This window comes from Bradyrhizobium sp. 26S5, assembly GCF_036923295.1.
Lineage (GTDB): Bacteria > Pseudomonadota > Alphaproteobacteria > Rhizobiales > Xanthobacteraceae > Bradyrhizobium > Bradyrhizobium septentrionale.
This window is the reverse complement of record NZ_CP145948.1, coordinates 5,904,397-5,929,890: the sequence shown is the minus strand read 5'-3', so window position 1 is coordinate 5,929,890 and position 25,494 is coordinate 5,904,397. Positions and strand designations below refer to the sequence as shown.

The 25,494-nt window shown below is 64.3% G+C and carries 25 protein-coding genes and 1 pseudogene; 9 read left to right on the top strand and 17 right to left on the bottom strand.

Annotation, left to right across the window (positions count from 1 at the left end):
* Positions 1 to 15: 15 nt before the first annotated feature.
* The 13 genes from V5279_RS27840 to V5279_RS27780 form a co-directional block, all read right to left on the bottom strand.
* Complete coding sequence (locus V5279_RS27840; RefSeq protein ID WP_338690001.1) at positions 16 to 1,977, bottom strand: hydantoinase B/oxoprolinase family protein; 1,962 nt, start codon at positions 1,975 to 1,977, stop codon at positions 16 to 18.
* Positions 1,978 to 1,981: 4 nt separating this feature from the next.
* Complete coding sequence (locus V5279_RS27835; RefSeq protein WP_338689999.1) at positions 1,982 to 4,006, bottom strand: hydantoinase/oxoprolinase family protein; 2,025 nt, start codon at positions 4,004 to 4,006, stop codon at positions 1,982 to 1,984.
* A gap of 252 nt (positions 4,007 to 4,258) precedes the next feature.
* Positions 4,259 to 5,218: a helix-turn-helix domain-containing protein gene (locus tag V5279_RS27830; RefSeq protein ID WP_338689997.1), complete on the bottom strand. Its 960-nt coding sequence runs from the start codon at positions 5,216 to 5,218 to the stop codon at positions 4,259 to 4,261.
* Between the two features lie 286 nt (positions 5,219 to 5,504).
* Positions 5,505 to 6,482 carry a biotin-dependent carboxyltransferase family protein gene (locus tag V5279_RS27825; RefSeq protein ID WP_338689995.1) on the bottom strand — a complete coding sequence of 326 codons (978 nt, stop codon included), beginning with the start codon at positions 6,480 to 6,482 and terminating at the stop codon, positions 5,505 to 5,507.
* Positions 6,472 to 7,347 (bottom strand): allophanate hydrolase subunit 1, encoded by an 876-nt coding sequence (locus V5279_RS27820; protein WP_338689993.1) that lies wholly within the window; start codon positions 7,345 to 7,347, stop codon positions 6,472 to 6,474. The genes V5279_RS27825 and V5279_RS27820 overlap by 11 nt, the downstream gene beginning before the upstream one ends.
* 33 nt (positions 7,348 to 7,380) lie before the next feature.
* The gene (locus tag V5279_RS27815; RefSeq protein ID WP_338689991.1) at positions 7,381 to 8,793 is read right to left on the bottom strand and encodes an acetyl-CoA carboxylase biotin carboxylase subunit; all 1,413 of its coding nucleotides are present in this window, start codon (positions 8,791 to 8,793) and stop codon (positions 7,381 to 7,383) included.
* A 14-nt stretch (positions 8,794 to 8,807) separates the two neighbouring features.
* Positions 8,808 to 9,050: an acetyl-CoA carboxylase gene (locus V5279_RS27810; RefSeq protein ID WP_338689989.1), complete on the bottom strand. Its 243-nt coding sequence runs from the start codon at positions 9,048 to 9,050 to the stop codon at positions 8,808 to 8,810.
* A gap of 44 nt (positions 9,051 to 9,094) precedes the next feature.
* Entirely contained in the window at positions 9,095 to 9,823 is a 729-nt protein-coding gene (locus tag V5279_RS27805; RefSeq protein ID WP_029080253.1) for a LamB/YcsF family protein, read from the bottom strand.
* Positions 9,824 to 9,940: 117 nt separating this feature from the next.
* A complete protein-coding gene (locus tag V5279_RS27800; RefSeq protein WP_338689981.1) occupies positions 9,941 to 11,128 on the bottom strand; it encodes an ABC transporter substrate-binding protein in 1,188 nt (395 codons plus the stop codon).
* 29 nt (positions 11,129 to 11,157) lie between these two features.
* The gene (locus V5279_RS27795; protein WP_338689979.1) at positions 11,158 to 12,231 is read right to left on the bottom strand and encodes a branched-chain amino acid ABC transporter permease; all 1,074 of its coding nucleotides are present in this window, start codon (positions 12,229 to 12,231) and stop codon (positions 11,158 to 11,160) included.
* A gap of 3 nt (positions 12,232 to 12,234) precedes the next feature.
* Positions 12,235 to 13,149 carry a branched-chain amino acid ABC transporter permease gene (locus tag V5279_RS27790; RefSeq protein ID WP_338689977.1) on the bottom strand — a complete coding sequence of 305 codons (915 nt, stop codon included), beginning with the start codon at positions 13,147 to 13,149 and terminating at the stop codon, positions 12,235 to 12,237.
* Positions 13,150 to 13,152: 3 nt separating this feature from the next.
* On the bottom strand, positions 13,153 to 13,875 hold the full coding sequence (locus V5279_RS27785) for an ABC transporter ATP-binding protein (protein WP_166297449.1): 723 nt from the start codon (positions 13,873 to 13,875) through the stop codon (positions 13,153 to 13,155).
* A complete protein-coding gene (locus tag V5279_RS27780; protein WP_338689974.1) occupies positions 13,872 to 14,645 on the bottom strand; it encodes an ABC transporter ATP-binding protein in 774 nt (257 codons plus the stop codon). Before V5279_RS27780 ends, V5279_RS27785 begins: the two co-directional genes overlap by 4 nt.
* A gap of 97 nt (positions 14,646 to 14,742) precedes the next feature.
* Between V5279_RS27780 and V5279_RS27775 the strand changes: the two genes are divergently transcribed.
* From V5279_RS27775 to V5279_RS27765, 3 genes are all read left to right on the top strand, one after another.
* Positions 14,743 to 15,663 (top strand): LysR substrate-binding domain-containing protein, encoded by a 921-nt coding sequence (locus V5279_RS27775; RefSeq protein WP_338689972.1) that lies wholly within the window; start codon positions 14,743 to 14,745, stop codon positions 15,661 to 15,663.
* Positions 15,664 to 16,340: 677 nt separating this feature from the next.
* Complete coding sequence (locus V5279_RS27770) at positions 16,341 to 16,757, top strand: hypothetical protein (protein ID WP_338689970.1); 417 nt, start codon at positions 16,341 to 16,343, stop codon at positions 16,755 to 16,757.
* A gap of 119 nt (positions 16,758 to 16,876) precedes the next feature.
* Entirely contained in the window at positions 16,877 to 17,131 is a 255-nt protein-coding gene (locus V5279_RS27765) for a PilZ domain-containing protein (RefSeq protein WP_166297442.1), read from the top strand.
* A gap of 78 nt (positions 17,132 to 17,209) precedes the next feature.
* On the opposite strand, the gene V5279_RS27760 is transcribed toward V5279_RS27765, so the two are convergent.
* Complete coding sequence (locus V5279_RS27760) at positions 17,210 to 17,536, bottom strand: hypothetical protein (RefSeq protein ID WP_338689965.1); 327 nt, start codon at positions 17,534 to 17,536, stop codon at positions 17,210 to 17,212.
* Positions 17,537 to 17,665: 129 nt separating this feature from the next.
* Between V5279_RS27760 and V5279_RS27755 the strand changes: the two genes are divergently transcribed.
* From V5279_RS27755 to V5279_RS27745, 3 genes are all read left to right on the top strand, one after another.
* Positions 17,666 to 18,181 carry a GNAT family N-acetyltransferase gene (locus tag V5279_RS27755; protein WP_338689963.1) on the top strand — a complete coding sequence of 172 codons (516 nt, stop codon included), beginning with the start codon at positions 17,666 to 17,668 and terminating at the stop codon, positions 18,179 to 18,181.
* A gap of 103 nt (positions 18,182 to 18,284) precedes the next feature.
* On the top strand, positions 18,285 to 18,740 hold the full coding sequence (locus V5279_RS27750; RefSeq protein WP_338689961.1) for a cupin domain-containing protein: 456 nt from the start codon (positions 18,285 to 18,287) through the stop codon (positions 18,738 to 18,740).
* 84 nt (positions 18,741 to 18,824) lie between these two features.
* Positions 18,825 to 19,007 (top strand): hypothetical protein, encoded by a 183-nt coding sequence (locus V5279_RS27745; RefSeq protein ID WP_035976650.1) that lies wholly within the window; start codon positions 18,825 to 18,827, stop codon positions 19,005 to 19,007.
* Between the two features lie 25 nt (positions 19,008 to 19,032).
* On the opposite strand, the gene V5279_RS27740 is transcribed toward V5279_RS27745, so the two are convergent.
* Both V5279_RS27740 and V5279_RS27735 read right to left on the bottom strand, forming a co-directional pair.
* Positions 19,033 to 19,968 carry a sugar kinase gene (locus V5279_RS27740; protein ID WP_338689956.1) on the bottom strand — a complete coding sequence of 312 codons (936 nt, stop codon included), beginning with the start codon at positions 19,966 to 19,968 and terminating at the stop codon, positions 19,033 to 19,035.
* Positions 19,952 to 20,997 (bottom strand): annotated as a pseudogene (locus V5279_RS27735) (SPFH domain-containing protein). The gene V5279_RS27740 and the pseudogene V5279_RS27735 overlap by 17 nt, the downstream one beginning before the upstream one ends.
* A 183-nt stretch (positions 20,998 to 21,180) precedes the next feature.
* On the opposite strand from V5279_RS27735, the gene V5279_RS27730 reads away from it, so the two are divergent.
* Positions 21,181 to 21,888: an NUDIX hydrolase gene (locus tag V5279_RS27730; RefSeq protein ID WP_338689954.1), complete on the top strand. Its 708-nt coding sequence runs from the start codon at positions 21,181 to 21,183 to the stop codon at positions 21,886 to 21,888.
* A gap of 16 nt (positions 21,889 to 21,904) precedes the next feature.
* Here the strand turns inward: V5279_RS27730 and V5279_RS27725 are convergent, their stop codons facing one another.
* Positions 21,905 to 22,900, bottom strand: a complete 996-nt coding sequence (locus V5279_RS27725) for a phosphotransferase (RefSeq protein WP_338689952.1) — start codon at positions 22,898 to 22,900, stop codon at positions 21,905 to 21,907.
* Between the two features lie 322 nt (positions 22,901 to 23,222).
* On the opposite strand from V5279_RS27725, the gene V5279_RS27720 reads away from it, so the two are divergent.
* Positions 23,223 to 23,513: a copper chaperone PCu(A)C gene (locus V5279_RS27720; protein WP_338701407.1), complete on the top strand. Its 291-nt coding sequence runs from the start codon at positions 23,223 to 23,225 to the stop codon at positions 23,511 to 23,513.
* Between the two features lie 120 nt (positions 23,514 to 23,633).
* The gene (locus tag V5279_RS27715) at positions 23,634 to 25,406 is read left to right on the top strand and encodes a PQQ-dependent dehydrogenase, methanol/ethanol family (protein ID WP_338689950.1); all 1,773 of its coding nucleotides are present in this window, start codon (positions 23,634 to 23,636) and stop codon (positions 25,404 to 25,406) included.
* Positions 25,407 to 25,494 lie beyond the last annotated feature (88 nt).

The following is a 25,494-nucleotide window of genomic DNA, read 5'->3' as shown; positions in this document are numbered from 1 at the left end:
CGGTATCGGGTCGGATCAGTCCGCGGCCCAGTTGGCGACCGAGCGCCGCTCGAAGACTTCGCGGAACTGACGCGTGGATTCGGGAAGCAGCGCGCCGCTGCCCCAGTCGAGGATCACGGCGTGCTGGCGGATCACGTCGAGTACGTCGAGCGCGCCGCTGCGGTAGCGCTGGGCCACGATTTCCGGATCGAGCCGCACATTGGCGACGCGTTCGCGCCTGATCCGGGTGCGCAGCGCATCGGTCGCGGCCTTGTCGACCTCGTATTCGCAAAGCTCGGCGTCGAGGATCTGCACCACCACGCCATAGTCCTTGGCGGCGCGCGCGACCGAGACGTAATCGTCCTTGATGTCTTCGATCACGAGGCGCGGATCGCGCTCGAGCGGGTCGCCGAAGCCGCCGCCGCCGGCGGTCGGCCGCGCGAACACGTCGCCTTCACCGATCGGAACGTCGGAGAAGATCGAGCCGAGCCGTTCCTTGGCCTTGCTGCCGGCACGATGCAAGGTCAGGCCGTGCGGCATCGATGGCAGGCCGCCCTCGATCCCCCAGACGACGGCGCGTTCGCGGTCGCAGATGTAGGAGATCACGGTCTTCTCTGCCTGCAACATCCGCGACACCTTCTCGACGCCGGCGCCGCCGCGCCATTTGCCGGGCCCGGACGAGTCGGTGAGGATCTCGCACTTCGTGGTCAGGATCGGGTTGGCGCGCTCCTGGCCCTCGACGGGCTGCGACATCAGCCCGGTTCCGAAGCAGGCGGTGGTGACGTTGCTGCCGTCCTTGCCGTTGCGCCCGCCCCAGCCGCCGGGCAGCCAGTCGTAGAACATGAAGATCGGCTTGTCGGAGCTACGGGCGTCGAGGCCGCCGGTGAGCAGATATTCGAGGTTGAAGGCGCAGGCGAGCGCGCGCTCCGGCATCAGCTTCGACCACATCTCGTAGATCGAATTCATGATCTTCTCGAACGGCATCAGGAAGCCGGTGACCGCGATCGGCCATTTGGCGTCGACGATCGAGCCCTCCGGCGCGATGATGTCGAAGCAGCGATAGAACCCGGAGTTGAGCGGCAAATCAGGGAAGAAGGTCTTCATGCCGGCCGCCACCGCCGAGAAGGTGGCGCCGAACGCCGAATTGTAGATCGAGCCGATGGTTGGATGGCTTCCGGTGAAATCGTAGATCGCGCGGTCGCCCTTGATCGTCATTTTGATCCTGATCGGGATCATGCCTTCGCCGCCGGCGGGGTCGCGGTCGATGAAGTCGACGGTCTCCCATTCGCCGTCGGGGAGCGCTGCGATCCGCTGGCGTGCCGAGCGCTCGACATAGTCCTGAACGGCGGCGAGCCCGGTCTCGACGGTGTCGCGGCCATATTTGTTGACCAGGCGCAGGATCTCGCGCTCACAGACCGCGGTCGCCTCGGCCTGCGCCTGGATGTCGCCGATGATCGACGCCGGATCGCGGGTGTTGGAGGCGATCAGGTGCGCAACGTCCTTGCAGAAGCGTCCCTTGTCGAACAGGCGGATCGGTGTGATGCGCAGCCCCTCGCGGAACATCTCGCGGGCGGCGACGTCGAACGAGCCCGGCACGCTGCCGCCGACGTCGGACCAATGCCCGTTGGACTGGCTGAAGGCGATGATCTTGCCGTCGGCGAAGATCGGCCGGATCAGGCGCACGTCGGAGAAATGCGTGCCGCCGGCATAGGGGTCGTTGATCGCAAACACGTCGCCTTCATGCATGTCACCCTCGAAGTGGCGCATGACGTCCTTGCAGGTGAAGTGCAGCGTGCCGACATGAACCGCGATGTCCTGATTGCCCTGGGCTGCGCATTCACCTTTGGCGTCGTGCAGGGCGCTCGAGAAGTCGCGGTTGTAGATCACGAACGAGTAGCAGGTCCTTAAGACCTGCTCGCCCATCTGGTCGACGCTGGTGATGAAGGAATTCTTCAGCACTTCGAATGTGACGGGGTCGAGCGCAAGATCGCCGGCCATCGGATCACTCCTTCACGCGGATGATGATGTTGAGGTATTTGTCGACCTCGGCGCTCGCGCCGGGCGGCACCACTGTGGTGGCGTCGACCTGTTCGATGATCGCGGGGCCCTGGAAGCTGAAACCGCAGGGCAGGTCGTCGCGCTGATAGACCGGCGTGTCGAGGCCGTTGCCGTCGAACCAGACCCGGCGCCGATCGACCGGCTCCGGGATCGCCCCGGTGGCCTTGTGCACGGCGAATTCGGCCTTGGGGACGACGCCGATGGCCTTCAGGTTGAGGCGGAAGAAGCTGACCGGCGAGTCGTCCCGGCGGAAATTGTATTCACGCTTGTGCTCGGCGTGGAAGCTCTGGACAAGATCGCTGATCGGGCCGATCGGCCGCGGTGCGCTGACCGCGAGCGAGCGCCACTGGCCGCGATACATCATGTCGATCGACCGCTGCAGCACGATGTCCTGCGCGGCGACGCCCTCGTGGGTCAGCCGCGCCAGCGCTTCCTTTTCCAGCACGGCGAACTGCGCCTCGATGTCGGCGGCATCGGCTTCATCGGCGCCGACCATGCAGCTTTGCGAGAAGTCGTGCTGCATGTCGACCAGGAGACAGCCGAGCGCTGAGGTGACGCCGGGGTTCGGCGGCACGATCACGACGGGGATCGCGAGTTCGCGCGCGACGTCGACGCCGTGCAGGGCACCGGCGCCGCCGAACGCCACCAGCGCGAAATCGCGCGGGTCGTAGCCACGGCTGATCGAGATCAGGCGCACCGCATCCGACATGTTGGCGTTGGCGACCTTGAGAATGGCGTCCGCCGCCTCGTGCAGGCCGAGGCCGAACGGTTTTGCAACGCCATCCTCGACCGCCTGGTGCGCGAGCTCGGGATCAAGCGTCACCTTGCCGCCGGCAAGGCTGGTGCCGAGCCGGCCCATCGTGACGTTGGCGTCGGTGTTGGTCGGCTGGGTATTGCCATTGCCGTAGCAGGCCGGCCCCGGATGGGCTCCGGCCGATTGCGGTCCGTTGCGCAGGGAGCCCGCCGGATCGGTCCAGGCCAGCGATCCGCCGCCGGCGCCGATGGTCAGCACCTCGATCGAGGCAAAGCGGATCGGATAGCCGAACTCGATGTACCAGTCCTTGGTGATGCGCGACTGGCCTTCATAGGCCAGCGACACGTCGGTCGAGGTGCCGCCCATGTCGAGGCCGATGGAATTGGGAAAGCCGCACAGACCGGCGATGTAGCGGCTGGCGATGGCGCCCGCGGCAATTCCGGAGCCGGCCAGGCGTGCGGCGAAATCCTTGACGCTCGCCGGCGTCATGACGCCGCCGCCGGTGTGCAGCAGCAGGAGATCGCGGGTATAGCCTTCATCGGCGAGCCGGTCGCCGAGCCTGGTGGTGTAGCTGACGACCACCGGGCTCACGACGGCATTGGCGACCGTGGTCGAGAAGCGTTCGTGCTCGAAGATTTCGGGCAGCACCTGCGAGGAGATCGACACCGGAATATCGGGCATCTCCTTGAGCAGAATGTCGCGCATCGCGCGCTCATTCGCGCCGTTGAGATAGGCGTTCATGAAACACACCGCGATCGCGGCGACGCCGCGGCGCCTTAGGATGCGCGCGACCTCCCGCGCGGCGTCGACGTCGAGCGGCTCGATCACCTTGCCGGCCGCATCGACGCGTTCGGGCACGGTGAGGCGGTCGCGCCGCGGTACATAGGGCTTGACCACGTCCTTGTAGGTGTCCCAGAGATCTTCCTTGTTGGCGCGCCGGATCTCGATGACGTCACGGAATCCCTGCGTGGTCACGACGGCGGTGCGCGGCAGCCGCCGCGTGATCAGCGCATTGGTCGCGACCGTGGTGCCGTGCGAGAACAGCGCCACTTTGGAGAGGTCGATGCCGGCCTTGGAGACGCCGCCCATGATGCCCTCGATGGGATCGCGCGTCGTTGCCGTCTTCTCGATGCGGATGAGGCCGCTTGCCTCGTCCATGATGCAGATGTCGGTGAAGGTGCCGCCGACGTCGACGGCAACGCGAAGGTTCTGCACGATACGACTTCCTTTCGAGCCCGGGCCGGACGAGGTAATGACGCGGCTGCGCGCGCCGGATCGATGATCCGGTTGGCACAGGCGATCGGTTCGACCGGCGGATTTCCGCAGATGTCGCAAGGATTGTAGGCAGGCCTTCGGCGCAGCTCTTGACGCTCAGCGCAGGAAGATTTGCGCAAGAGAGCACGAGGCGCGGGATTGCTGTCTGCCTAACGCGCGATCAAGCAGAGACCGGAGCAGGGGGGCGGCGTGTCAGGGACGCGCCATGCGCGACGCAGCCCGCGCCTCGCTCGGCGTGCAGCCGAAGCGGCTGCGGTAGTTGCGGCTGAACTGCGCCTGGTCGCCGAAACCCCAATGATAGGCGATCTCCGAGATGCTTTTGCGGCACTGCGGATCGCGCAGCATGGCATCGCACATCGCCAGGCGCTGAGTGCGAACATAGGTGCTGACGGTGATGCCTTCGCCTTCAAATATCTGGTGCAGATATCTGAGCGAGATACCGCAGGCGTCCGCCACCATCTGCGGCGTCAGCCGCATGTCGTCGAGGCGGCTGCGGATAAAGTGCTCGCAGCGATGCAGATGCGCGTTGCGGATCGTGGACGAATGCCCGGCCAGCACGCGCTCGTCGGACTCGACCGCCATCGCCAGGAGATCGATGAGGTGCCGGCCCATCATGGCGCGGGCCGGCTCGTCCATCTCCTCGATGCGTTCCCCGGCGAGGCGCAGCGTATCGACGAACAGTCCGCCAACGCTGCGGCTGCAGTCGAATTGCAGGGTCGCCAGCCGTTCGGGGCAGGAGATCCGCGCCTTCAGCACGGCGCTCGGCACCTTCAGCACCCAGAGCGCCGACGGATCGCGATGGCTGAACTCGTATGGCAAATGGCTGCGTTCGATCAGGAACGCGCCCGGCCGGCACAGCACCTCTTTGCCGTCCTGCGCGAAGCGGATTTCCGCGAGCTCCGGCACCGTAATCAGAAAACACTCTTCCCGTTCATTGAGCAGATGGCGCTCGTGGCGCTTGTAGAGCAGGCCGTCCGACACGTTGCGCGAGACCGAAAGCGGGCCGAGCGACCAGGCGCCCAGACTGCCGTTGAAATCGTGCCCTCCGAGGAAGCGAAGGTCGAGCGAGAAGTAGATGTCGGAAACGACTTGCTGCCAGTACTGCCGGCGTTGTTGCGCGGGAATGTCGTTGGTCGCGTAAGTGGTCTGCATCTTGCGCTCCGTCACTGCCGTCGACTGCTATCTTGTCTCTTCTCTGCTGACGCGGACCGTTCGGGCGTTGGCCGTCGGCCCGTCGCCGCTCCTGCGACTTTCCTTCTTGCTATTCCCTTGCAACTCCCGTGCCCGAACGCGGGAGATCGGTTCTTGTCATGTTCCGCGCATTGCGCGATCGGATCACGCGGCGGACGCACAGAATGACGACATCCGCCGCACAGACAAGCGTGTCGAACGGACCCGGTCCGATACGCTGCGTGTTGTCGAAGCAGCCCCGGCGCAGTTACGCCAGGGAACTGCGCAGCCGCGTCAGCAGTCCGGCGCGATCATGGCGCGCGGCAAGCGCCTGATCCATCCCGACCTTGACGAACCGCACCGGCGTGTTGGGCTGCAACTGGCCGATCAGGTCCATGTCAGCTGCAATGACGGTCCCGACCATGAAATAGCCGCCGCCGGAAACCGCATCGCGATGCAACACGATCGGCTCGGTGCCGCCGGGCACCTGGATCGAACCATAGGGATAGCAGGCGTCGGTGATGTTGGAGGGATCGGAGCCGGCCCCGAACGGAGGCTCGCGCGGAACGAATGCGAGCGGCTTGCCGCCCTTGAAGCGGTAGCCGATCCGGTCCGCTTCCGGCGCGACCTTCCAGGTATCGGAGAAGAAGCCGCTGCCGGCGGCCTCGGTGAGGCGGTGCCAATAGAGCCCCGGCATGGCGCGCAGTTCGGTCGGCATCCCCGCCGGCAGCCCGCGCAACTCCTTGGCGATGGTGCGGCCTTCCTTGACCGGCGCCGCCGATGCGCCGACCGGCAATTCATCGCCGGCCTCGATCTTGCGTCCCTTGAAACCGCCGAGCGCGCCGAGCGCGTAGGTCGAGCGCGAGCCGAGCACCAGCGGCACGTCGATGCCGCCGGCGATCGCGATGTAGGCGCGCGCACCCTGTTTGAGGAAATCGAACGAGAGCTTCTGGCCGCGTTTTACCTTGAAGCTGGTCCAGGTCTCGCGCGGCGCGCCATCGAGCTTCGGCGGCAACTCGGCTCCGGTGACCGCGACCATCGCGTCCTCGGTGAACTCGAGCTCGGGCCCCATGAAGACGGCTTCGAGCACGGCGGCACCTTCTTCGTTGCCGACGAGCAGGTTCGCCGCCGCAAGCGCGTGACGATCCATGCCGCCGGAGAGCGGGATGCCGATGTGATAATAGCCGGGACGACCGAGGTCCTGGACGGTGGTCGCAAGACCCGGTTTCAAGACCTTAATGGGCATGGAGCACCCCCTCGAGCTTGCGATTATAGGCATCGATGTCGCGGTTGAATTCGGTCAGCGAGAACGAGACGTCGCGGATCACCGGCGCGAAGCGGCCGGCGTCGACATCGGCAACCGCAGCGTCATAGGCCGGCCGGTCGATCGGCTTCCATTTCACGATGTCGCCCGGCCTGAACAGGCACATGAAATCCCGGAGATAGCTGATCTTCTGGTTCGGATCGTAGATCGGCATCGGCGTGATGCCGAACATCTGGTAGCCGCCGGCGCCGCGCACCGAGTAGATGCAGCTGAAGCAGCCGCCGTGTCCGACCGTCAGCTTCGGCGTGTCGGTGCGCGGACGCAAATATTTCGGAGCCTGAAGCTGCCGCTGGCGCTCGACCATCTGATAGAGGAAGGGCAGGCCGGCAACGAATCCGACCATCGAGACGAACCACGGCGCGCTGGAATGCGCCTTGATGAACGAATCGACGCTGTGGAGGTTGTTGATGCGCGCCGCGTATTCGAGGTCGGTGCCGTCGGGATTCTGGTGGCGCTCGCGGAATCGCATCAGCGTCTCGTGCGTCCAGGGATCATTGTAGAGCACCGGGATCTCGATGATCCGCGTCTTGATGACCGGCTCGGATTTCTCGGTCGACGAGTCCAGCCGCTTCAGTTCGGCGAGGAGGTCGTCGGGCTTGATCTGATCCGGATCGAACTTGACCTGGTAGGAGGCATTGGCCGGGCAGATTTCGGTCACGCCCTTGATCCTGGCGTCGCGCACGGCGTTGGTGACGAAGAGGCTCTTGAAAAAGGCCTCCAGCGACATCGCTTCGTCGACTTCGGCAAAGATGTGCTCGTCGCCGCCGAAGGAAAATCTGGTTTGCATGGGACTGCGGCCTCCTGTTGCTGACGGGGCGGGTTATCGTGCGGTTGTCGGAGTGAGTGTAGCGAACGGCGGCGTCGTTGCCGCCGCAAGGGTCTCGGCATGCGCGGCGAGCCACGGCTCGAGCCAGGCGGTGTGGAAACGCGAGGCCTGCACGTCGGGATCGCCTGCCAGAGCCTGGTGCAACGGCTTGGTCGTCGCCAGGCCTTCGACCTCGAGCTCGGCCAGCGCGCGGATGAGCCGCGCAATGGCGCTGGGACGGTCGCGATCGTGAACGATCAGTTTTCCGAGCAGGCTGTCGTAGAAGGGCGGCACCGTGTAGCCGGCATAGAGCATGCTGTCGAAACGCACCCCGTCTCCGCCGGGGATGCTGAGCGCGCTCACCGTGCCGGGGTTCGGCATGAAGCCTTTCGCGGGATCCTCGGCGTTGATGCGGACCTCGATCGAATGGCCTTCGACCTGCACCTGATCCTGACGGATGCGGAGCCGCTCACCGCCCGCGATCCGGATCATCTCGACCACCAGGTCGATCCCGGTCACCATCTCCGTCACCGGATGCTCGACCTGGATGCGGGTGTTCATCTCAAGGAAGTAGAATTCATGGCTGCGGTCGTCATAGAGATACTCGATCGTCCCGGCGCCGCGATAGTTCACCGCCTTGGCGAGCGCGACCGCTGACGCGCAGAGCAGTCCACGCACCGCCGGCGTCAGGGACGGCGAGGGCGCTTCTTCCCACACCTTCTGGCGGCGGCGCTGCAACGAGCATTCGCGTTCGAAGCAGTGAATGACGTCGTTGCCGTCGCCGAGCACCTGCACCTCGATATGCCGGGCGCCTTCGACCAGTTTTTCGACATAGAGGCCGCCATCGCCGAACGCCGCCAGCGCCTCGGCCTGGGCCTGCGGCATCAGGTGATGAAATTCCTCCGCGGTTCGCGCAATGCGGATGCCGCGCCCGCCGCCACCGGCCGCGGCCTTGATCATCACCGGGAAGCCGGTCGTTTCGACCAGCGCGAAGGCGGCCTCGGCGGACTCCAGGCGTCCGCGGCTGCCCGGGACGGTCGGAACGCCGGCAGCGGCGGCCACTTCGCGGGCGGCAACCTTGTCGCCCATCAGGCGGATCGATTGTGCGGTGGGGCCGACGAAGGTCAGGCCGGCGGCTTCGACGGCCGCGGCGAAGGTGGCGTTCTCCGCAAGGAAGCCATAGCCGGGATGGATGGCGTCGGCACCGCTGGCCTTGGCCGCGGCGAGGATTGCCTCCTGGTTGAGATAGGATTTCGAGGCCTGCGGCGGACCGATGTCGACCGCCTCGTCGGCGAGGCGGACGGCAAGCGAGTCCTTGTCGGCCTTGCTGTAGACCTGCATGGTCGCAATACCGAGTTGGCGTGCCGCGCGGTTGATCCGCACGGCGATCTCGCCGCGGTTGGCAATGAGGAGCTTCTTGATCGTCATGGATGCTGGTCGGCTCAAACGTCGATCTCGGCGATGGGCTGGCCGGCCATCACGGCTTCCTCGTTCTCCGCCAGGAAGCGCACGATCTTGCCCGCCGCGCCCGCCTTGACCTCGTTGAATGATTTCATCACCTCGATGAGGCCGATCGTGTCGTCTTCCGTGATGCTGTCGCCATCGGACTTGTAGTCCGGCTTGTCGGGGGCGGGCTTGCGATAGAAGATCCCCGGTAGCGGCGAGAGTATCTGCTGAGTGGCCATGGAATGTCCTCGTGTGTTCGCTTCGATCGTCGTGGCGCGATGCGTCAGGGTGCGGTCAGATAGGGACGCACTGCTTCGCGTACCGCCTCCGCGATGGCAACCGCATTGGGCGTGTCGGAATGGATACAGATGGAATCGGCCCCGACAATGATGTCGTTTCCGGCCACCGTGCGGGTCTTGCCCTCGTTCACCGCGCGCGTGCAGCGTGAAGCCGCATCGACGGGATCCTTGGCGTCGTGTTCGCGGGTGATGATGAGGCTGCCGTCGGCGTTGTAGTCGAGATCGGCATAGTATTCGGCGACGAAGGTGTGGCCGCGGCGCTCGTAGACCTTCTGATGCAGCGTGCCCTTCATGCCCAGCAGCGGCACCTTGTAGACATCGGCGGCGTCGGCGACCGCCTCCGCGATGTCCTCGTTGCGGGATGCCATGCCGTACAGCGCGCCGTGCGGTTTGATGTGATTGAGCGGCATGCCCTCGGCATCGAGGAACGCCTTGAGCGCACCGATCTGATAGAGCAGGCAGTTCGCGAGCTCGTCGCGATCGATCTTCATCTCCCTGCGCCCGAAGCCCTGCAGATCAGGCAGCGACGGGTGGGCGCCGACCTTGACGCCATGCTGCCTGGCCAGTTGCACGGTCTTGCGCATGTGATTGAAGTCGGAGGCATGAAAGCCGCAGGCGACGTTCGCGACGTCGATATGAGGCATCAGGGCCTTGTCATCGCCCATCCTGTAGAGGCCGTAGGCTTCGCCCATGTCGCAATTGATGACGACCATATTTCACTTTCCTCCCGTTGTCCTGTTCCGGGCTGTTGCGTGTGATCCGATCGGCCGGCCCGCCTGCGGATGCGACGAGGCATCCGCAAGCGATGCGCGGCGAGCTTGCTCGCAGAGTTACTTGGAGATCAAATAATCGACCGGGATTTTTTCCGAGATCGTCCACTGATCGATCACCTTCGGTTTGCCGGCCTCGGTGTCGACGATCAGATAACGTCCCTGGTTCTGGTGGTGGATGTCCTTGTTGAAGGTGCGCGGCCCGAACAGCGTGGGCTCGTTGGTCATCTTCTCGAGCTCGGCCACCACGCCCGCAGCGTCGGTCGTCTTGGCGCGTTCGACCGCCTTGGCCCAGACGTCGATCAGGACGTAGCCTGGATAGACGTATTGGCTGGACGGATCGCCGCCGGTGACTTCCTTGTACTTCTTGTTGAACTCGTTGACCTTCGGGTTCGGATCGTCGCCATAGACCGAGCCTTGCACCGGAACGTAGAAGTTTGACAGGTCAGGCACGGCGTTCAGCCAGTAGCTGCCGTCGACGCCCGAGCCGTTGAGGATCATCGATTTGATGCCGGCGGCGCGGATCTGCTTGATGGCAGAGACGGCGCCCGGCATCATGGTGCAGAGCATGATGGCGTCAGGTTCCTTGGGCAGGCTCTTGATCCGCGTGATCTGGGATGCGATCGAGGCGTCGTCGTTCTTGAACGTGTCGCTGCCGGCGAGGGTGGCGTCCTTCAGACGGGGCAGCATCCAGTCGAAGCCGTCGCAGATGCCCTTGTTGTAGACGGTCCAGCTGTCGAGCAGCCGATAGAAGCTGCGGACATTCTTCTTGGTATAGGCCCATTCCGACATGGTCGCGCCTTGCACCGGCGCCAGCACCGAGGCCGAGAACGAGAACGGTCCGACGCCGGGGATGCCGGCCTTGATCGATTCGGCGCACAGGAAGAAGGAGACCTTGCCGGCCGCCTGCGCCTGCAGCGCGGCCGGTGCGCCGAAATCGTAGTCGCAGGAGACGATGACGAGGTCGGCACCCTGGTCGAGCACCGCAAGTCCGGCCTTGGCGCCTTCGGCCTGGTCGGTCTTGGTGTCGGCGAACACCGGCTTGATCTTCTTGCCGAGCAAGCCGCCCGCCTTGTTGATCTCGTCGATGCGGATCAGGGCGGCATCCTGTGCCGGCTTGTCATAGGCTTGCATGAAGCCTGATGCGGCGGTCGCGAATCCGACCACGATCTCGTTCGCGGCATGGGACGGTGTGAGCCACAATGTGGACACGCCGGCCAATATCCCCAGTATCTTGGTAAAACGCATGATCCACTCCTCCAATGATGCAACGAACTTCAGTTGGTTTCCTTCAGCGCAGTCTGTACCGGCGGTGCGAGGCGCCGCTGCAGCGGCCAGCCGCGCCATGTGAATTCCCGGTTGCGGGTCAGGCCGCTCGGCAGGTAGATCAGGATGACGATGGTGATGATGCCGATCGCGATCTCCTGGGCGCCGTTCGGCAGCGCCACGGTCAGGCCGCCGACGCTGAAACCCCTTTCGAGGTTGCGAAACAGCTCGATCAGCACTGACATCGCGACCACGCCGGACACCGCGCCGCTGAGGCTGTACATACCGCCGACCACCAGCATCGACAGCGCGATGAAGGTGGTGCGCAGGTAGAACGAGCCGGGATTGACGATGCTCAGGAAGTGCGCATAGAGCGCACCGGCCAGGCCGATGATGAAGGCGCTGACGACGAAGGCGACCAGCCGCTCCCGCACGATATCCACCCCGGAGGCGCTGGCGGCGATAGCCTCGTCACGCGCCGCGCGCAGCGCCAGTCCCGAGCGCGACACCGAGTAGAGATAGGCGATCGCGATGGCGACCGCGGCGCCCAGCCATCCGACCCAGACGTTCATGGTCGGCGGAATTCCGACGATCGAACCCTGTCCGCCGGTGACCGAGTCCCAGTTCGAATAGACGTTGTTGACGACGCCGAGCAGGCCGAAGGTGGCGATCGAGGCGGCAATCCCCGAGAGCCGCATGATGATGCGTCCGACGATCAATGCAAAGAGCGCCGCGAACGCGCCGGAGATCGGCGTCGCGATCCACATCGGCAATTGCGTGTGCAGCAGCCAGGCCGGCAATCCCTTGAGCGTGATCGACTTCATGACCGGCGGGATAGTCAGCCATGCCGTCATGTAGGCGCCGAGGCACATGAAGCTGATATGCCCGAATGACAGCAGGCCGGAATTGCCGACAAAAGCGTAAAGCCCGACCACCACCATGATGTTGATGAACATTTCGATCGCCGTGCGATTAAAGGCCCGGCTGCCGAACTGATAGGTCAGGGCCGTCATGGCCAGCAGCACCACGATCAGGATGATCGGGGTGATGATCGTTTGCCGGATGACGGATGGCGGCCGCGACATGGATCAGACTCGCTGCTTGGCGGATTTTGGGGCGAACAGGCCCTGCGGGCGAACCAGTAGGACCACGATCACCGCGCCATAGACGAAGGCGTCGCGGAACACGCGGGCATCGTGCGGCAGGGTGGCCTGGAACACGACGCTTGCAGCCCCGATCAGGAAGCCGGCGGCGACCGCGCCGGGCACGCTGCCGAGCCCGCCGATCACGGTCGCGATGAAGGCGATCAGCATGACATTGGCACCCATGCCGATATCGGCGGTGCCGGAATTGGTGGCGAGGACCAGGCCGATCGCCGCCGCCAGCATGCCGCTGATGGCAAAGGCCAGCAGGATGACGCCGTTGGCGCGCACGCCGAGCATGCGGGCCATGGTGAAATTCTCGGCGGCGGCGCGCATCTCGAGGCCGTAGCGCGTGCGCTTCAGGAACAGCACCAGCACGGCGAGCACCACCAGCGTGATGATGATGGTGACGACCTGCAGCATCGGAATATGGGCGCCGAGAAACTCTACCGGCAGGCCGAGGCCCGGCCACAGCGTGATCGACTTCGGGCGGCTCGAATAGAGCAACAACAGCAGGTGCCGGATCACGAAGCCGAGCGCAAAGGACGCGATCATCATGGTCGCCGGATTGGCGTTGCGGAAGCGGCGGAAGACGACGACTTCCGACAGCATCGACAGCCCGGCGCCGACCAGCAGCAGCAGGGGGATCAGCAGGTAAAATGGCAGCCGGCCGGCAAATACGATCGCGGCAGCATCGACCGACGGCAACAACATGGCGAAGACACAAAAGGCGATGAAGTCGCCATGCGCAAAGTTCACCAGGCGCATGACCCCGAACACCGCCGCGATTCCGAGGGCACCGAGCGCATAAAGGCTGCCCAGGCTCAACGCGTCGAACACGATTTGCAGGGCGGCAGTCATGGTCTAATGGTCCCCGAAGCCGAAATAGGCCTGTTTCAGCCGTGCGTCCTTGACCATGTCGGCGGCCTCACCCTCCAGCACGATGCGTCCGCCCCGGATCAGGACCATTCGCCCGCCCGTCATCTTGGCGCGGGTCGAGCTTTGCTCGACGATCAGCAGGGTGAGCTTGCGCTGCGCGCGCAGCCGCATCAGGATCTCGTAGACTTGGTCGATGATCTTGGGCGCAAGGCCGAGCGACGGTTCGTCGATTGCCATGATGCGGGGAGCCGCCATCAAGGCGCGGCCGATCACCAGCATCTGTTGCTGACCACCCGACAGCATGCCGGCCGTCGTGTGGCGACGCTCCGCCAGCATCGGGAAATCCCGGTAGACGGACTCAAGATCGCCGGCAATCCTGGTCCGGTCGGCGCGCATGCCGGTGCCGACTTTCAGGTTCTCTTCGACGGTCAGGCCGCCGAACACGTTGCGTCCTTCGGGCACCAGCGAAAATCCGCGCCGCGCGATCTCTTCCGGTGCTGCGCCGGTCACGCGCGCGCCGTCCAGCGTGATGCTGCCCGAGCCTGTCGGCACGACGCCGGCGATCGCATTCAGCAGGGTCGACTTTCCGGCGCCGTTGGGGCCGGTCACGAACAGGATTTCGCCCTCGGCGATGGTCAGCGTGACGCCGCGCAAGGCGGTGAGGCGCCCATAGCTCACGGTGATGTCGTTGACCGCCAGCAAGGTCATGACGCCGCGGCCTCTTCCGCGAGCGCCGGAACGACCTCGTCCTGCTGGGTGCCCATATAGGCATGCCGAACCGCGTCGCTGCGGCGGATCTGGTCGGGCGCGCCGACCTCGATGATCTCGCCGGAATCCAGCACGAAGATGCGTTCGCACAGTTCGAGCACGAGCCCGATATTGTGCTCGATCAGGAGAACGCCGATGCCGAGCTCGCCGGCGATCCGCTTGATAACTGCGGCCAGATCGTGGCTCTCATGCTCGGACATGCCGGCCGCGGGCTCGTCGAGCAGCAGATAGCGCGGCGTGCACATGATGGCGCGGCCGATCGCGACGCGGCGTTCGTCGGTATAGGGCAGGGCGCCGGCAATCGTGGCTGCGAGCGGCGAAATGCCGAGCCAGGTCAAGACGCGCCTGGCTTCCGCAATCGCGTCGCGCCGGCTCTGGCCGAGGCCGACGCCCGTCACTTCGAGGTTGTCGAGAACAGGGAGATCGCGGAACAATCGTCCCGATTGAAACGTGCGCGCGACGCCCATCCGCCGCAGTTTGTGCGCGGCAATGCCGCCGATCGCGGCGCCCTCCAGCTCGACGGTTCCCGTGCCGACGGTCTGGAATCCGGTCAGGACGTTGATCAGCGTGGTTTTTCCCGCGCCATTGGGCCCGATCAATCCGGTGATGCGGCCGCGGGGGACAGCCAGGGTCACGTTCGACAGCGCTTTCAGGCCATCGAATTGGACGCTGACGTCGCGAGCGACCAACTCCAAGCCTTGGGAAGTCATCGAGCTGCGGTCCCCTACGCGAAGCAACGATTGATTTTTTCGACGCGCGGGGCGATTGTAAAATTCGAAAAAGTAGTCACTGATATCGGAAAAATTGATGACCCTGACTTTCCGTCAGGTCCGCCACTTCATTGCCACCGCGGAATCCGGCAGGGTTTCGGCGGCTGCGGCTGCGCTCAACGTGACGCAATCGGCCGTCACGGCATCGATCAAGGCGCTTGAAGCCGATCTCGGCCACAAGCTGTTTGACCGGCATTCCAACGGCGTCACGCTCACCGTCGACGGTCAGCAATTCCTGCAGCGCGCCCGCGCCATCGAAGCCAGCGTGTCGGATGCGATGCGGGGGCCGCACCGCTGGGGCACCCAGGTCGACGGCACCGTCGACGTCGCGGTCAGCTACACGGTGGCCGGGTATTTCCTGCCGCCGCTGCTGTCGCGCTTCTGGCGATCCTTTCCCGGCATTACCGTGCGGCTTCATGAGTTTCAGCGTGATGCCATCGAGCAGAGCCTCGTCAAAGGCAGCGTCGATGCGGCGATCATGCTTGTCTCGAATTTGCATGATCGGCGCAGCATCCATTCACGCCTCTTGCTGCGGTCTCCGCGCCGGCTCTGGACCTGCGCCAATCACCCGCTGTTGCGCAAGGACAAGGTCACGCTGGCCGATCTTGCCGGCGAGCCGTATCTGATGCTGACGGTCGACGAGGCCGAACGTTCCGCGATGCGTTACTGGCAGCGCACCCCGCATGTCCCCAACGTGACTTTCCGTACGCTGTCTGTGGAGGCGGTCCGCAGCATGGTGGCGACCGGAATGGGTATCACGATCCTGTCCGACATGGTCTATCGGCCCTGGTCCCTCGAGGGACATCGTATCGACGTCAAGGTGCTGGACGATGACGTGCACACCATGGACGTCGGTCTGGCCTGGAAGAGCAAGTCGCGCCTTTCTCCGGCGGCCCGCGCCTTCTGCGAGTTTGTCGCGCACGCCTATCCGGGATCGGAGCCGATCCAGTTCGACTGAGGATGGCGGTCAAGGGGGCACATGAAGGCCCGCCGCTGCGACTGTGACCCAACTAACAAGGGCTGCAATGGCGTTCGTGCTAACTTCTGAGCGCGGTTGGCACCGTGCCTCCCGCGGCGCCTCCGTTCCAACGGGCTGCCCGCTCACTACGAACCGCCTAGCAGCCGCGGGCGCGGCAGCCCTGCGGGCGCTTTGGATCAGCGGTCCACTTCGATTTCAAGTTCGGCGAACCGCTTGTATATCCACGATCGTCCGTCAAACCGTCGCCAGACGCGCCCCCAAGCCAACTCGCTCGTAATTGTTCGCCGTGGGACAATCACAGTCCACACGTGCCAAAGCGACATCCAGTCAGGCTTCGTCATACGGCTTCTTCAGTCAATTCGATCGGTTCGTATGTACGAAGCCGCCACGCCGAATATCCTGGCGCGACGGCTTCGCCATGGTGGACCCGGATGGAGGGCAATATCCGGTACGCTGATGTCTGAGGGCTTCTGAGCATCAAGGCAAACGAACTCGCGCGTTAAGCTTGATGTCGCGCGGCGAGGTTAAATCTGGAACCTCCGCGCTCGGGTTAGCCCCATTTAGTTGAGGTTAACCGCACCATGTTATTGACGTCGCGCACTTGTGGCTGATCCCTTTTGCCGGAAACTGCACCCCCAGTGATTGGAGACGGGGAAGTGTCCTTCCAGCTGACCGTCTTGAAAGTGCTGGCCGGCCAGCCCACCGGGCGGGCCTCCGTTGCCGAAGTACGGCATGCCGTCGAAATCCTGATGAACAGCGGCAAGGACTGGACCGATCGCATGAAGCGGCTGCTCGCGCATGCGCCGGACCTGAATATCTTCTCGGCCAGGTTCGTGCTCCGTGATGTTGAAGGCTGGTCGATCACAGAAGAAGGTCGGCAATTCCTCTCCACGCTCGAAACGGCTGTCGCCGTTCGGAGAGAGCCGCCTCGATCGACCGCCGATCTGCCGCCCGGCGAGCCCGCTGCGCCGCCGGCAACGGATGCGGCAAGATCACTTGATCTACCCAGAAACCGTCGTCAGAAGCCGCGGCGGCGCCGCGCCAAAAGCGAATCCAACCGGCGCACAGCGTGACGCAGCGGCGCCGGCTTCGCGCCGGTCGCGGCGCGCGCGGTACCCCGATCGTTAGTAGAAACGCAATCTTTCACGCGCAGCATCGATCTAATTTGCATTAGTTATTGATGGGCTCGGAAATGATTGCTTTTCCCGACAGGCGAAAGTCTGTGCGTAATCCATCGCTGGATAATGCGTTAATCAGGTTTGGCGACATGTCATTGTGCTGTGTCGTCGGCGACATCACAGAGAACGGCGCGGCGCTGAAGGCGGATGATCCGCCGTCACCCCTTCCTGACCAATTCACGCTTATTGTTCCGCCAAGCAAGACTTACTCGTGCAACGTCGTTTGGCGAAAAGGCGCATGGCTCGGCGTCGCATTCGTTGCTGGATGACAGGGGCGGGTGTTTGATAACCTCGAATTGAGGGAAAATGCCAAGGCAATGTGAGCTATTTCACATGCCGTCACACGCTTAGCTGACACTATCCCGCTGTGATTTCAGCGGGACACCATGGACGACGATTTTTGCAGAGAGAGGGCGCGGACCGTGCGGGCGCTTGCTGAGCAAGCTGACCCGTTCATCAGGAAGCGCCTGTTGCAGCTGGCCGCTCACTACGAACGACGCGTCGCTCAGCCAGAGAAGGCTGATCGAGATCGAGCTGACCTGCCCGCGCTCTGGCCATCGATCTGGCCAACGTGAATTCCGGAAGGGCTTAGCGAACAGTAGGAAGCCGAGAACGCCGCTCGCCCTATCCTTGGCGTAGAACGGTGCGACGGTAGACACGGTCACGGCGGCCAACCTCAACATCGTGAGTTGATCCGCCGCGGCCTCTGCCCGGCGGCAGGATCGCTCGCGCCGATATCGCGGCAATGACGGGAACCTGCTATTCGCTGGTGTGAGACATCCACCCGATCGCAGGGACTCGAAATGAACGTGCCGCCCATCGAGATTCGTCGGCTCTTGCCTGAGGACGCTGCCCTCTACCGCGACATCCGCCTCGAGGCGCTGCGCTTGAGCCCTGAGGCGTTCGGCAGCGCGTATGAGACGGAGAGCGTCCATCCCGTCGGCTGGTTCGCCGAGCGCCTGGAACGCGGCGCGGTGATACTCGGGGCGTTTCGCGGCGGCGAACTCGCAGGCAGCGTCGGCTTCGTCGCTGGCGTAGGGCCGAAGCAGCGGCACAAGGGCGAACTGGTCGGCATGTATGTGCGGCCGGCGGCACGGCGCGCCGGCGTCGGCCGCGTTCTGATCGATGCCGCGCTCGATCTTGCCGCTGAAACGGTCGAGCTGGTGCTGATCGCGGTGGTGAAGGACAACGAGCAGGCCCATCGGCTCTACCGCAGCGCGGGCTTTGTCGAGTACGGGCTGGAGCAGCGCGCGCTGAAGATCGACGGTCGCTATTATGACGACATCCTGATGGCGAAGGATCTCGTCGCCCGCGGCTAACTGCGCGCGCTGAAGCGCCCCGGTTTCGGCGGGGCGTTGCGATCGGCGCGCATCCGCGCATAAGGTCGCGCATTCGCGTGCCGCTATCGCCCGGGAAACAGCCATGCCGAAGATCGACCTGACAAAAGTGCCGGAACGCAAGGGGACGGGTTACCCGGCCGAGTTTGCCGCGCCATGCGCCGAGCGCGTGCGGCAGCGTCTTGGCGACGCCGGCGGGCTCGCCGACTTCGGCGTCAATCTGATGCGGTTGCCGCCGGGCAACTGGTCGAGCCAGCGCCATTGGCACTCGGACGAGGACGAATTCGTCTATGTGCTAGCGGGCGAGGTGGTGCTGGTGGAAGACGGCGGCGAGACCGTGCTGCGCGCCGGCGATTGCACGGCGTTTCCGAAAAACTCCGGCAACGGACACCATCTGATCAACCGTTCGCAGATGACGGCGACCTATCTCGAGGTCGGCTCGCGCTCGCGCGCCGACGTCATCACCTGCTCCGACATCGACATGATGAGCCCGAGCTCCGACGGCCGCTTCCTGCACAAGGACGGCACGCCCTACGAATAGCCGAACGGACGCGGCAGCGGTTGGGCATTGCGGATTGATCGCCAAAGGCCCAAGTTTCCAGGGATAGCGTCTGGATGCATTGCGATGACGGAATGGTATTTCGTTTGGCTCGATGGCCCGCGCGGGCCTGAGCCGCAGAAATGGTCGTCGGACGGGCTGTGGGGGCAGCTTGGCCGCCAGGACATCATTGTGCGCTTTCCGCTGACGGAGCGCGAGGCCACACTGTCGATTGATCAGCTCGCGAAATTGCACCCGGTGCCGCAGTGAACCAGCCGCGCGAGCGCCGGCGGCCTCACACCACCAGCCGACCTTCGCGCTCGGCGACCATGATCTGCGCTTCCGTCCCCGAATTGAACTCGAGCCGGTCGGTCTCGATGCCGTCGCTGAAGATGACGCCGTTCTCGGGCATCAGCGAGCGCAGGCTGAGGCGTTCGGCGCGCTCGAGGCTGCCGCAGACCAGCGTGACCTGCGAGGTGCGGCTCGGAAACGGCTCGCGCACCGCAAAGCGCAGCGCGCCGGCGTCCCACGCTTGCGGCAGATAGGGCGGGGCGCTGCCGCCATTGCCGAAGGCGCCCGCGATCGCAAGCGAGCCGGTGACGATGCTCTTGAACCAGGCGGTCGAGCCGAGGCCGGTCGCGACGATCAGGCCGCTCGACGACTGCCGTTCCTTCTGCCCGGCGAGCGCGATCTCGTAGACGGCTGACGTATGAGTGCGCGCGCCGATGAAGAGGTCGTTGACGGCGTAGAGCACCTGGCCGTTGGTGAGCTCGGCCCTGGCCATGGTCACCGCCTTGTGGCCGCGTCTGTCGGCTGCGACCTCGCGCAGCAGGGCAGGGAGATCGCGTGGCACGAAGGGCAGCAGGATGCCGTCATAGCGTTTCGCATCGGGGTTGAGCCCGATCAGGGGATGGCCGTCGAGATATTTCATCGTGTTGGCGACCACGCCGTCCTGGCCGAGCGCCACCACGATGTCGGCGGGGCCGAAGATGAAGTTCGGCAGAAAGCTCCGGTCGATGATCTGGTAGCGTCCCCATTGCTCCAGCGCCTGCACGGTGACGTGGCGCTCGGCCTGGTAGATATCGTGCTCGCGCTGGTAGTCGGAGAAGTCGGCACCGAGATGCTCGACATAAAAGCGGGCCTGCGCAGCGGTCAGGTATTTTGCGATCAGTTCCTCGAGCCGCGTCTTGCGGGTGACGAGGACGATCTTGCGGTCATTGTCGGCGGGCACGGGCAACCTCCACAGCGGCGGGCTTCTCCAGCAGCGAGTTGAGCAGATCGGGCGAGACGTTGAGCTGGCCAATCTTCTCGGCCTTTTCGGCGATGCCGCTGAAGGCCTGCGCGATCAGCTGTCCCGGCTGCATGCCGGCTGAGGCCAGCGCCTGGATCACGCGGGTGTCGACGCCCTCGAAGATCTTCATCAGCGCCCCCACGCGGTAGGCCTCGGCATCCGCCAGCGTGCGGGTGTTCTCGGCGTTGAGGCCGACAAAATCCTTGCGCTTGCTCTCCAGCGTGATGTCGGCGACCATGCCGGCCTCGCGCAGCTCGGCCTGCTTGGCGGCGACGCTCGCCTCGGCGTCCATCTGGGTCTCCCGGATCGAGCGCTTCTTCTGCTCGACCGCGATCTCGGTGTCGAGCTCGCTCTCGCGGATGGCGCGTTCCTGTTCCACGGCAAAATTGCGCCGCGCGAAGATCGCCTCGTCCGCGCTCTTGAGGATCGCTTCGCGCGCCTCGGCCTCCAGCGCCTTGGCGGTATCCGGCGTCGGCTTCACGCCGCGGATCGAGACGCCGAGGATTTCCAGGCCAAGCGAAGCGATATCGGCGCGGCCGCGCAATCCTGTCTCGATCAGGCCGGCGATGCGGTCGGCGGCCTGCAGGGCCTCCTTCAAGGTCAGCTCTTTGACCGCCTGCTGCGCCAGCACCTCGACGGTGGCGAGGATCCGCTGCGGCAGCTTCTCCGGGTCGTCGGACTCGTAGGTCTTGCCGTCGGCCTGAGGGTGAAGTTGAGCATCGCAGCTGCCTTCTGCGGCTCGCTGATCCGGTAGGTGACATGGCCCTGAATGGTCAACGCCTGAAAGTCGCGGGCGATCTGCTGGAAGATGAAGGCCGCGTCGCGGCTGCCGATCGGGACCGCGACCAGCGAGGTGACCGGCCCATAATAGAAGCCGGACAGGCCGGCGCCTTGCTGGGTCACCGCGCCGCGGCGGAATTTCATGAGGTAGGTGGTCGGCTGGGCCTTGATGAAGCGGAGACCGAACATGGCGTGCACTCCCATATAAGTTGGTCTGAACAACTAAATTAGTTGGACTGTACAACTAAGTATGTTATTGTCAAGCCGGGGCGCGAAAGGGTTCACGCCACCAGAGCGTTTTCGAGCGAAGTGGATACCGGTTCGCGTGAAGAAAACGCGTCAAGACAAGAAGCTCTAGAGGAGCGGGAGAGCATGCCCGAGAAGCCGGATCTCGACTTTCCGAGGCCGCTGACGACGGTCGACGTCGTCATCTTCGCCATCCGGTCAGACGCGCTTCAGGTCCTCTTGGTTCAACGCCCAAGAGCGGAAACCGAGCCGTTCCCAGGGTCTTGGGCGTTGCCGGGCGGCTTCGTCGATATCGCCGGCGATCGCGACCTCGAAGCCTGCGCGGCGCGCAAGCTGAAGGACAAGACCGGCGTCGTCAGTCCGTATCTGGAGCAGCTCGGCAGCTGGGGCAGTGCCACGCGGGATCCGCGCGGCTGGTCTGCGACGCACGCCTATTTCGCATTGCTGGGCGAGCACGCCGCGGGCGGCGCGCTGGCCGCGGATGCGCAGTGGTTCGCGGTCGAGGGCGAGAAGGTGAGGCCGAAGCTTGCCTTCGACCATGCTGAGATCCTGCAGGCCGCGATCCAGCGGCTGCGCAGCAAGGTCGAGTACACCTCGCTGCCGGTCTATCTGATGCCGCCGGAATTCACGCTGCCGGAATTGCAGCGGACCTTTGAGATCGTGCTTGATCGCCCGCTGGAGAAGAGCGCGTTCCGCACCCGCATGCTCGCCGCCGACCTGATCGAGCCGGTTGCGAAGATGCGCAAGGGGCCGAACCGGCCGGCGCAGCTCTACCGGTTGAAGAGGTCCAAGGCCCCGGTGTTCTTCGCGCGGACCTTCAATCCGCCGGATTGAGATACGTGACCGGGCGTCAAACCGAAAGATCGAAGCCGGGCGTCGCGACGTCAGTCAGGAACGAGGTGAGGAACATCTTGCCAAGCACATGTTTGGCCGCGGGGGTGCCGACCTTGATCCGGCCGGCACTTGTGGCCTCTGCGAGCTCGGCCAGCGTCGGCGCCGCAAGGCTCGTGTCGGGTGCGGTGCGCGGGGCGGTGGCGGATGCGCTGAGCAGCACGCCGGCGTAATAGAGACGGGTGAGGGCGCGGACGTGCGCGAGCCGGGCGCGCAGCGCGTCGTTCAGCGGATGGCCGCGCCAGGCACGATGCAGAATGTCTTGCAGTTCCGGCGTTCGCGCGAGGCTGTCGCCGACAACAGCGAGATCGACCAGTGGATCGGTGCGGTAGGCGGACTCCCAGTCGATCATCCAGAGCCTGACGCCATCGAACAGGATGTTGGCGGGAAGCGGGTCGTTGTGGCTCGAGACCGAGTTCGTGTCATCCCACACATAGGCCACGCGGATGCGTTCGAGATGTTCGTTACACAGGTCGAGCACGCCGGGTGCGAACAGGCCGGTGCGGCCAACATGGGCCCAGAGCCGGGCCACGATGTCGGGATAGCGCACGAAGGACGGAAAGGTCGGCGTCGCCTGTAGCCGCGCCAGCAATTCGCCGAGCGCCTTCGCCAGCACCGGCAGGCCGCCGGGATAGCGGCCGAGCGGCTGCCGCTGCACGAAATCCATCACCGCGACTCGCGACGTCTCGTTGGCATAATAGAGTCGCGGCGCGATGCCGGCCTCGGCGGCAATCCTGAGCGAAACATATTGATACGGATTGCGCAGCGGGCTCGGTACCCCTTCGATCCGTAGCAAATAATTCCAGCCGCCCGCATCGATCCGGAACAATTGCGCGGATGTGGCGCCGCCCGAGACAGATGTAACGGCGTCGATCGTTGCCGTGCCGATCACTTCACGCAGTGCGGCATGCGCCGCTTCGCGCTGCACAGGCGGAAGTGTATCGAGATCACTCATGCACAAAGAACTAGCATGACGGCTATGCGTGCCGAAATCGCATTGATGCAGCGTTCTCGATCTATTGCTGGCAGCGCGCGACGAAGCATGAAACAGTACCGTAAAAATCATGTTGGGAGAAAACTCGATGTCGTTCGAGCGGGGGTTGCATTGCGCCGTTGCGTGCAGGACCGTTAAGTGCAGATCATGGATCGCGTTGCCATTATTCTGCCTGATCAGCACGTTCGGAGTGATGCATCGCGCCGCCGCTAGCGAATCCTTGCAGATTGTGGACGCGCGCGTACCGGCGGCCGACAAAGAAGGTGGGGACCTTCCCTTGACGATGACGATCAAGAACGAGGCCGACAGCGCCGATGCGCTGCTCCGTGTCCGCTGCCCGGTCGCGAATTTTTCCGAGCGTCACATCGTCGATCGCGGCGAAGGCGCGCCGGCGATGCGCTCGATATCCAATATACCAGTCCCGGCCAAGGGGACGCTCGAGCTGAAGCGCGACGGCTATCACGTCATGCTGCTGCAGCTGCGCCAGGTGCTCACGCCCGGCGAGACGTTCAAATGCGCGATCGTCTTTCAGAAGGCAGGCACAATCGAGACGGAGGTGCTGGTCCAGAAGTGACCACGGGAAGGCGGCGGGTGAGACTGTCACCTGTCGGGACTCAAGGCTTCTCGCGCGATCGCCCGTATGTGACGGGCGGTTCGATCAATGAAGAATGCTAGATCCGGAGGAAATGAATCTATGACAAGGTTGAATTGGGTTAAATCGCACATGCTCGCGGCGGCAGTAGCATCCGCTGCGACCCTCGCGGGCTCTTTCGCGCTCGCCGACGATGTCAACCAGGAGCGTCTGCTCAATGCCGACAAGGAAGCCGGCAACTGGCTGCACCACCACAAGAACTACTCGGCGACCCGCTTCTCGTCGCTGGCGGATATCAACAAGGACAACGTCAAGAACCTGAAGGTCGCCTGGACCATGCATCTCGGCGGCGTCGAGGGCGGCGGAATCTGGTCGCATGGCGGCCTGGAGGGAACTCCGATCGTCGAGAACGGATTCATGTACGTCACCGACGGCTGGGGTTCGGTCTACAAGATCGATGCCCACGGCGGCAAAGGCGTGCTGGTCTGGAAGATGGATCCCAAGACCGACCACGACTGGGCCGGCGCGGTCGCCTGCTGCGGCGTCGACAATCGCGGCGTCGCGCTGTGGGATAACCTCGTCGTCTCGCACACGCTCGATGGCCGCCTGATCGCGACCAACAAGGAGACCGGGCAGGTTGCCTGGCAGCGTCAGGTCGCCGATCCCGACAAGGGTGAGGTCATCACCGGTGCGCCTCTGATCGTCAAGGGAATGGCGATCACGGGCGTGGCCGGCGCCGAATACGGCATTCGCGGTTGGCTCGCTGCGACCGACCTGAAGAGCCAGAAGGAAGTCTGGCGCACCCACACTATCCCGGGCAAGGACGAGCCGGGTCACGAGACCTGGAAGGACGACAAGAACGCCAAGGCGAGCGGCGGCGGATCGACCTGGGTCACCGGCAGCTTCGACCCCTCGACCAACACCATCGTCTGGGGCGTCGGCAATCCCGGACCGGACTGGGATAATGAATACCGGCCCGGCGACAACCTCTACACCGACTCTTCGCTTGGTCTCGATGCCGACACCGGCAAGATCAAGTGGCACTACCAGCACACGCCGAACGATCCCTACGACTATGACAGCGTGGCGGAGAACGTGCTGGTCGACGTACCCGGTCCGAACAACACGACGCTGAAGCTCGCGCTCGAGGCCGACCGCAACGGCTTTGCCTATGCGATCGACCGCAACAGCGGCAAGTTCGTCTGGGGTCTGCCCTTCGTCAAGAAGGTGACCTGGACCAAGGGTCTCGATCCGGAGTCCGGCAAGCCGGTGGAGTATGATCCGAAGCAGGGCGTGCAGAAGTATAACGCGTCGGTCACGCCGAGCCGCACCAACAAGGAAACGGACATCTGCCCCGGCAACATGGGCGGCAAGAACTGGCCGCCGACCGCGTATAATCCGAACCTGAAGCTCTGGTACATCCCGGTGATCGAGAGCTGCAACCGGATCAAGGTCGAGGAGATGACGCCGGACAAGGTGAAGGCGCGCGAGTTCTTCACCGGCGGCGGGCCGAGCCAGCCGTTCAAGATCACGGGCAGCGTGACCGCGATCGACGTCACCACTGGCAAGATGGCGGGGAAGGCGGAGACGGAATTCCCGAACCTCGGCGGCATCCTGGCGACGCCCGACCTGGTGTTCTCCGGACAGCCGTCCGGCGAGGTGATCGCCTATGATGCGAAGTCGCTGCAGAAGCTCTGGGAGTTCAACACCGGCGGTGGCGTCAACGCGCCCCCGATGACGTTCTCGGTGGACGGCAAGCAGTATGTCGCGATCCTGGTCGGCCTCGGCGGTGCCTGGGACAAGTGGTTCATCGATGCCACGCCCGAGCTGAAGCGGATGCAGCCGGGCTCGATGCTCTACGTGTTCGCCCTTTGACGTCGCACGCGCGGGAGGCTTCGGTGAGAGGCCTCCCGCGTCACTTTTGATCCAGAGAAACAAAACAAATGAAGCAAGGATGGTTGGT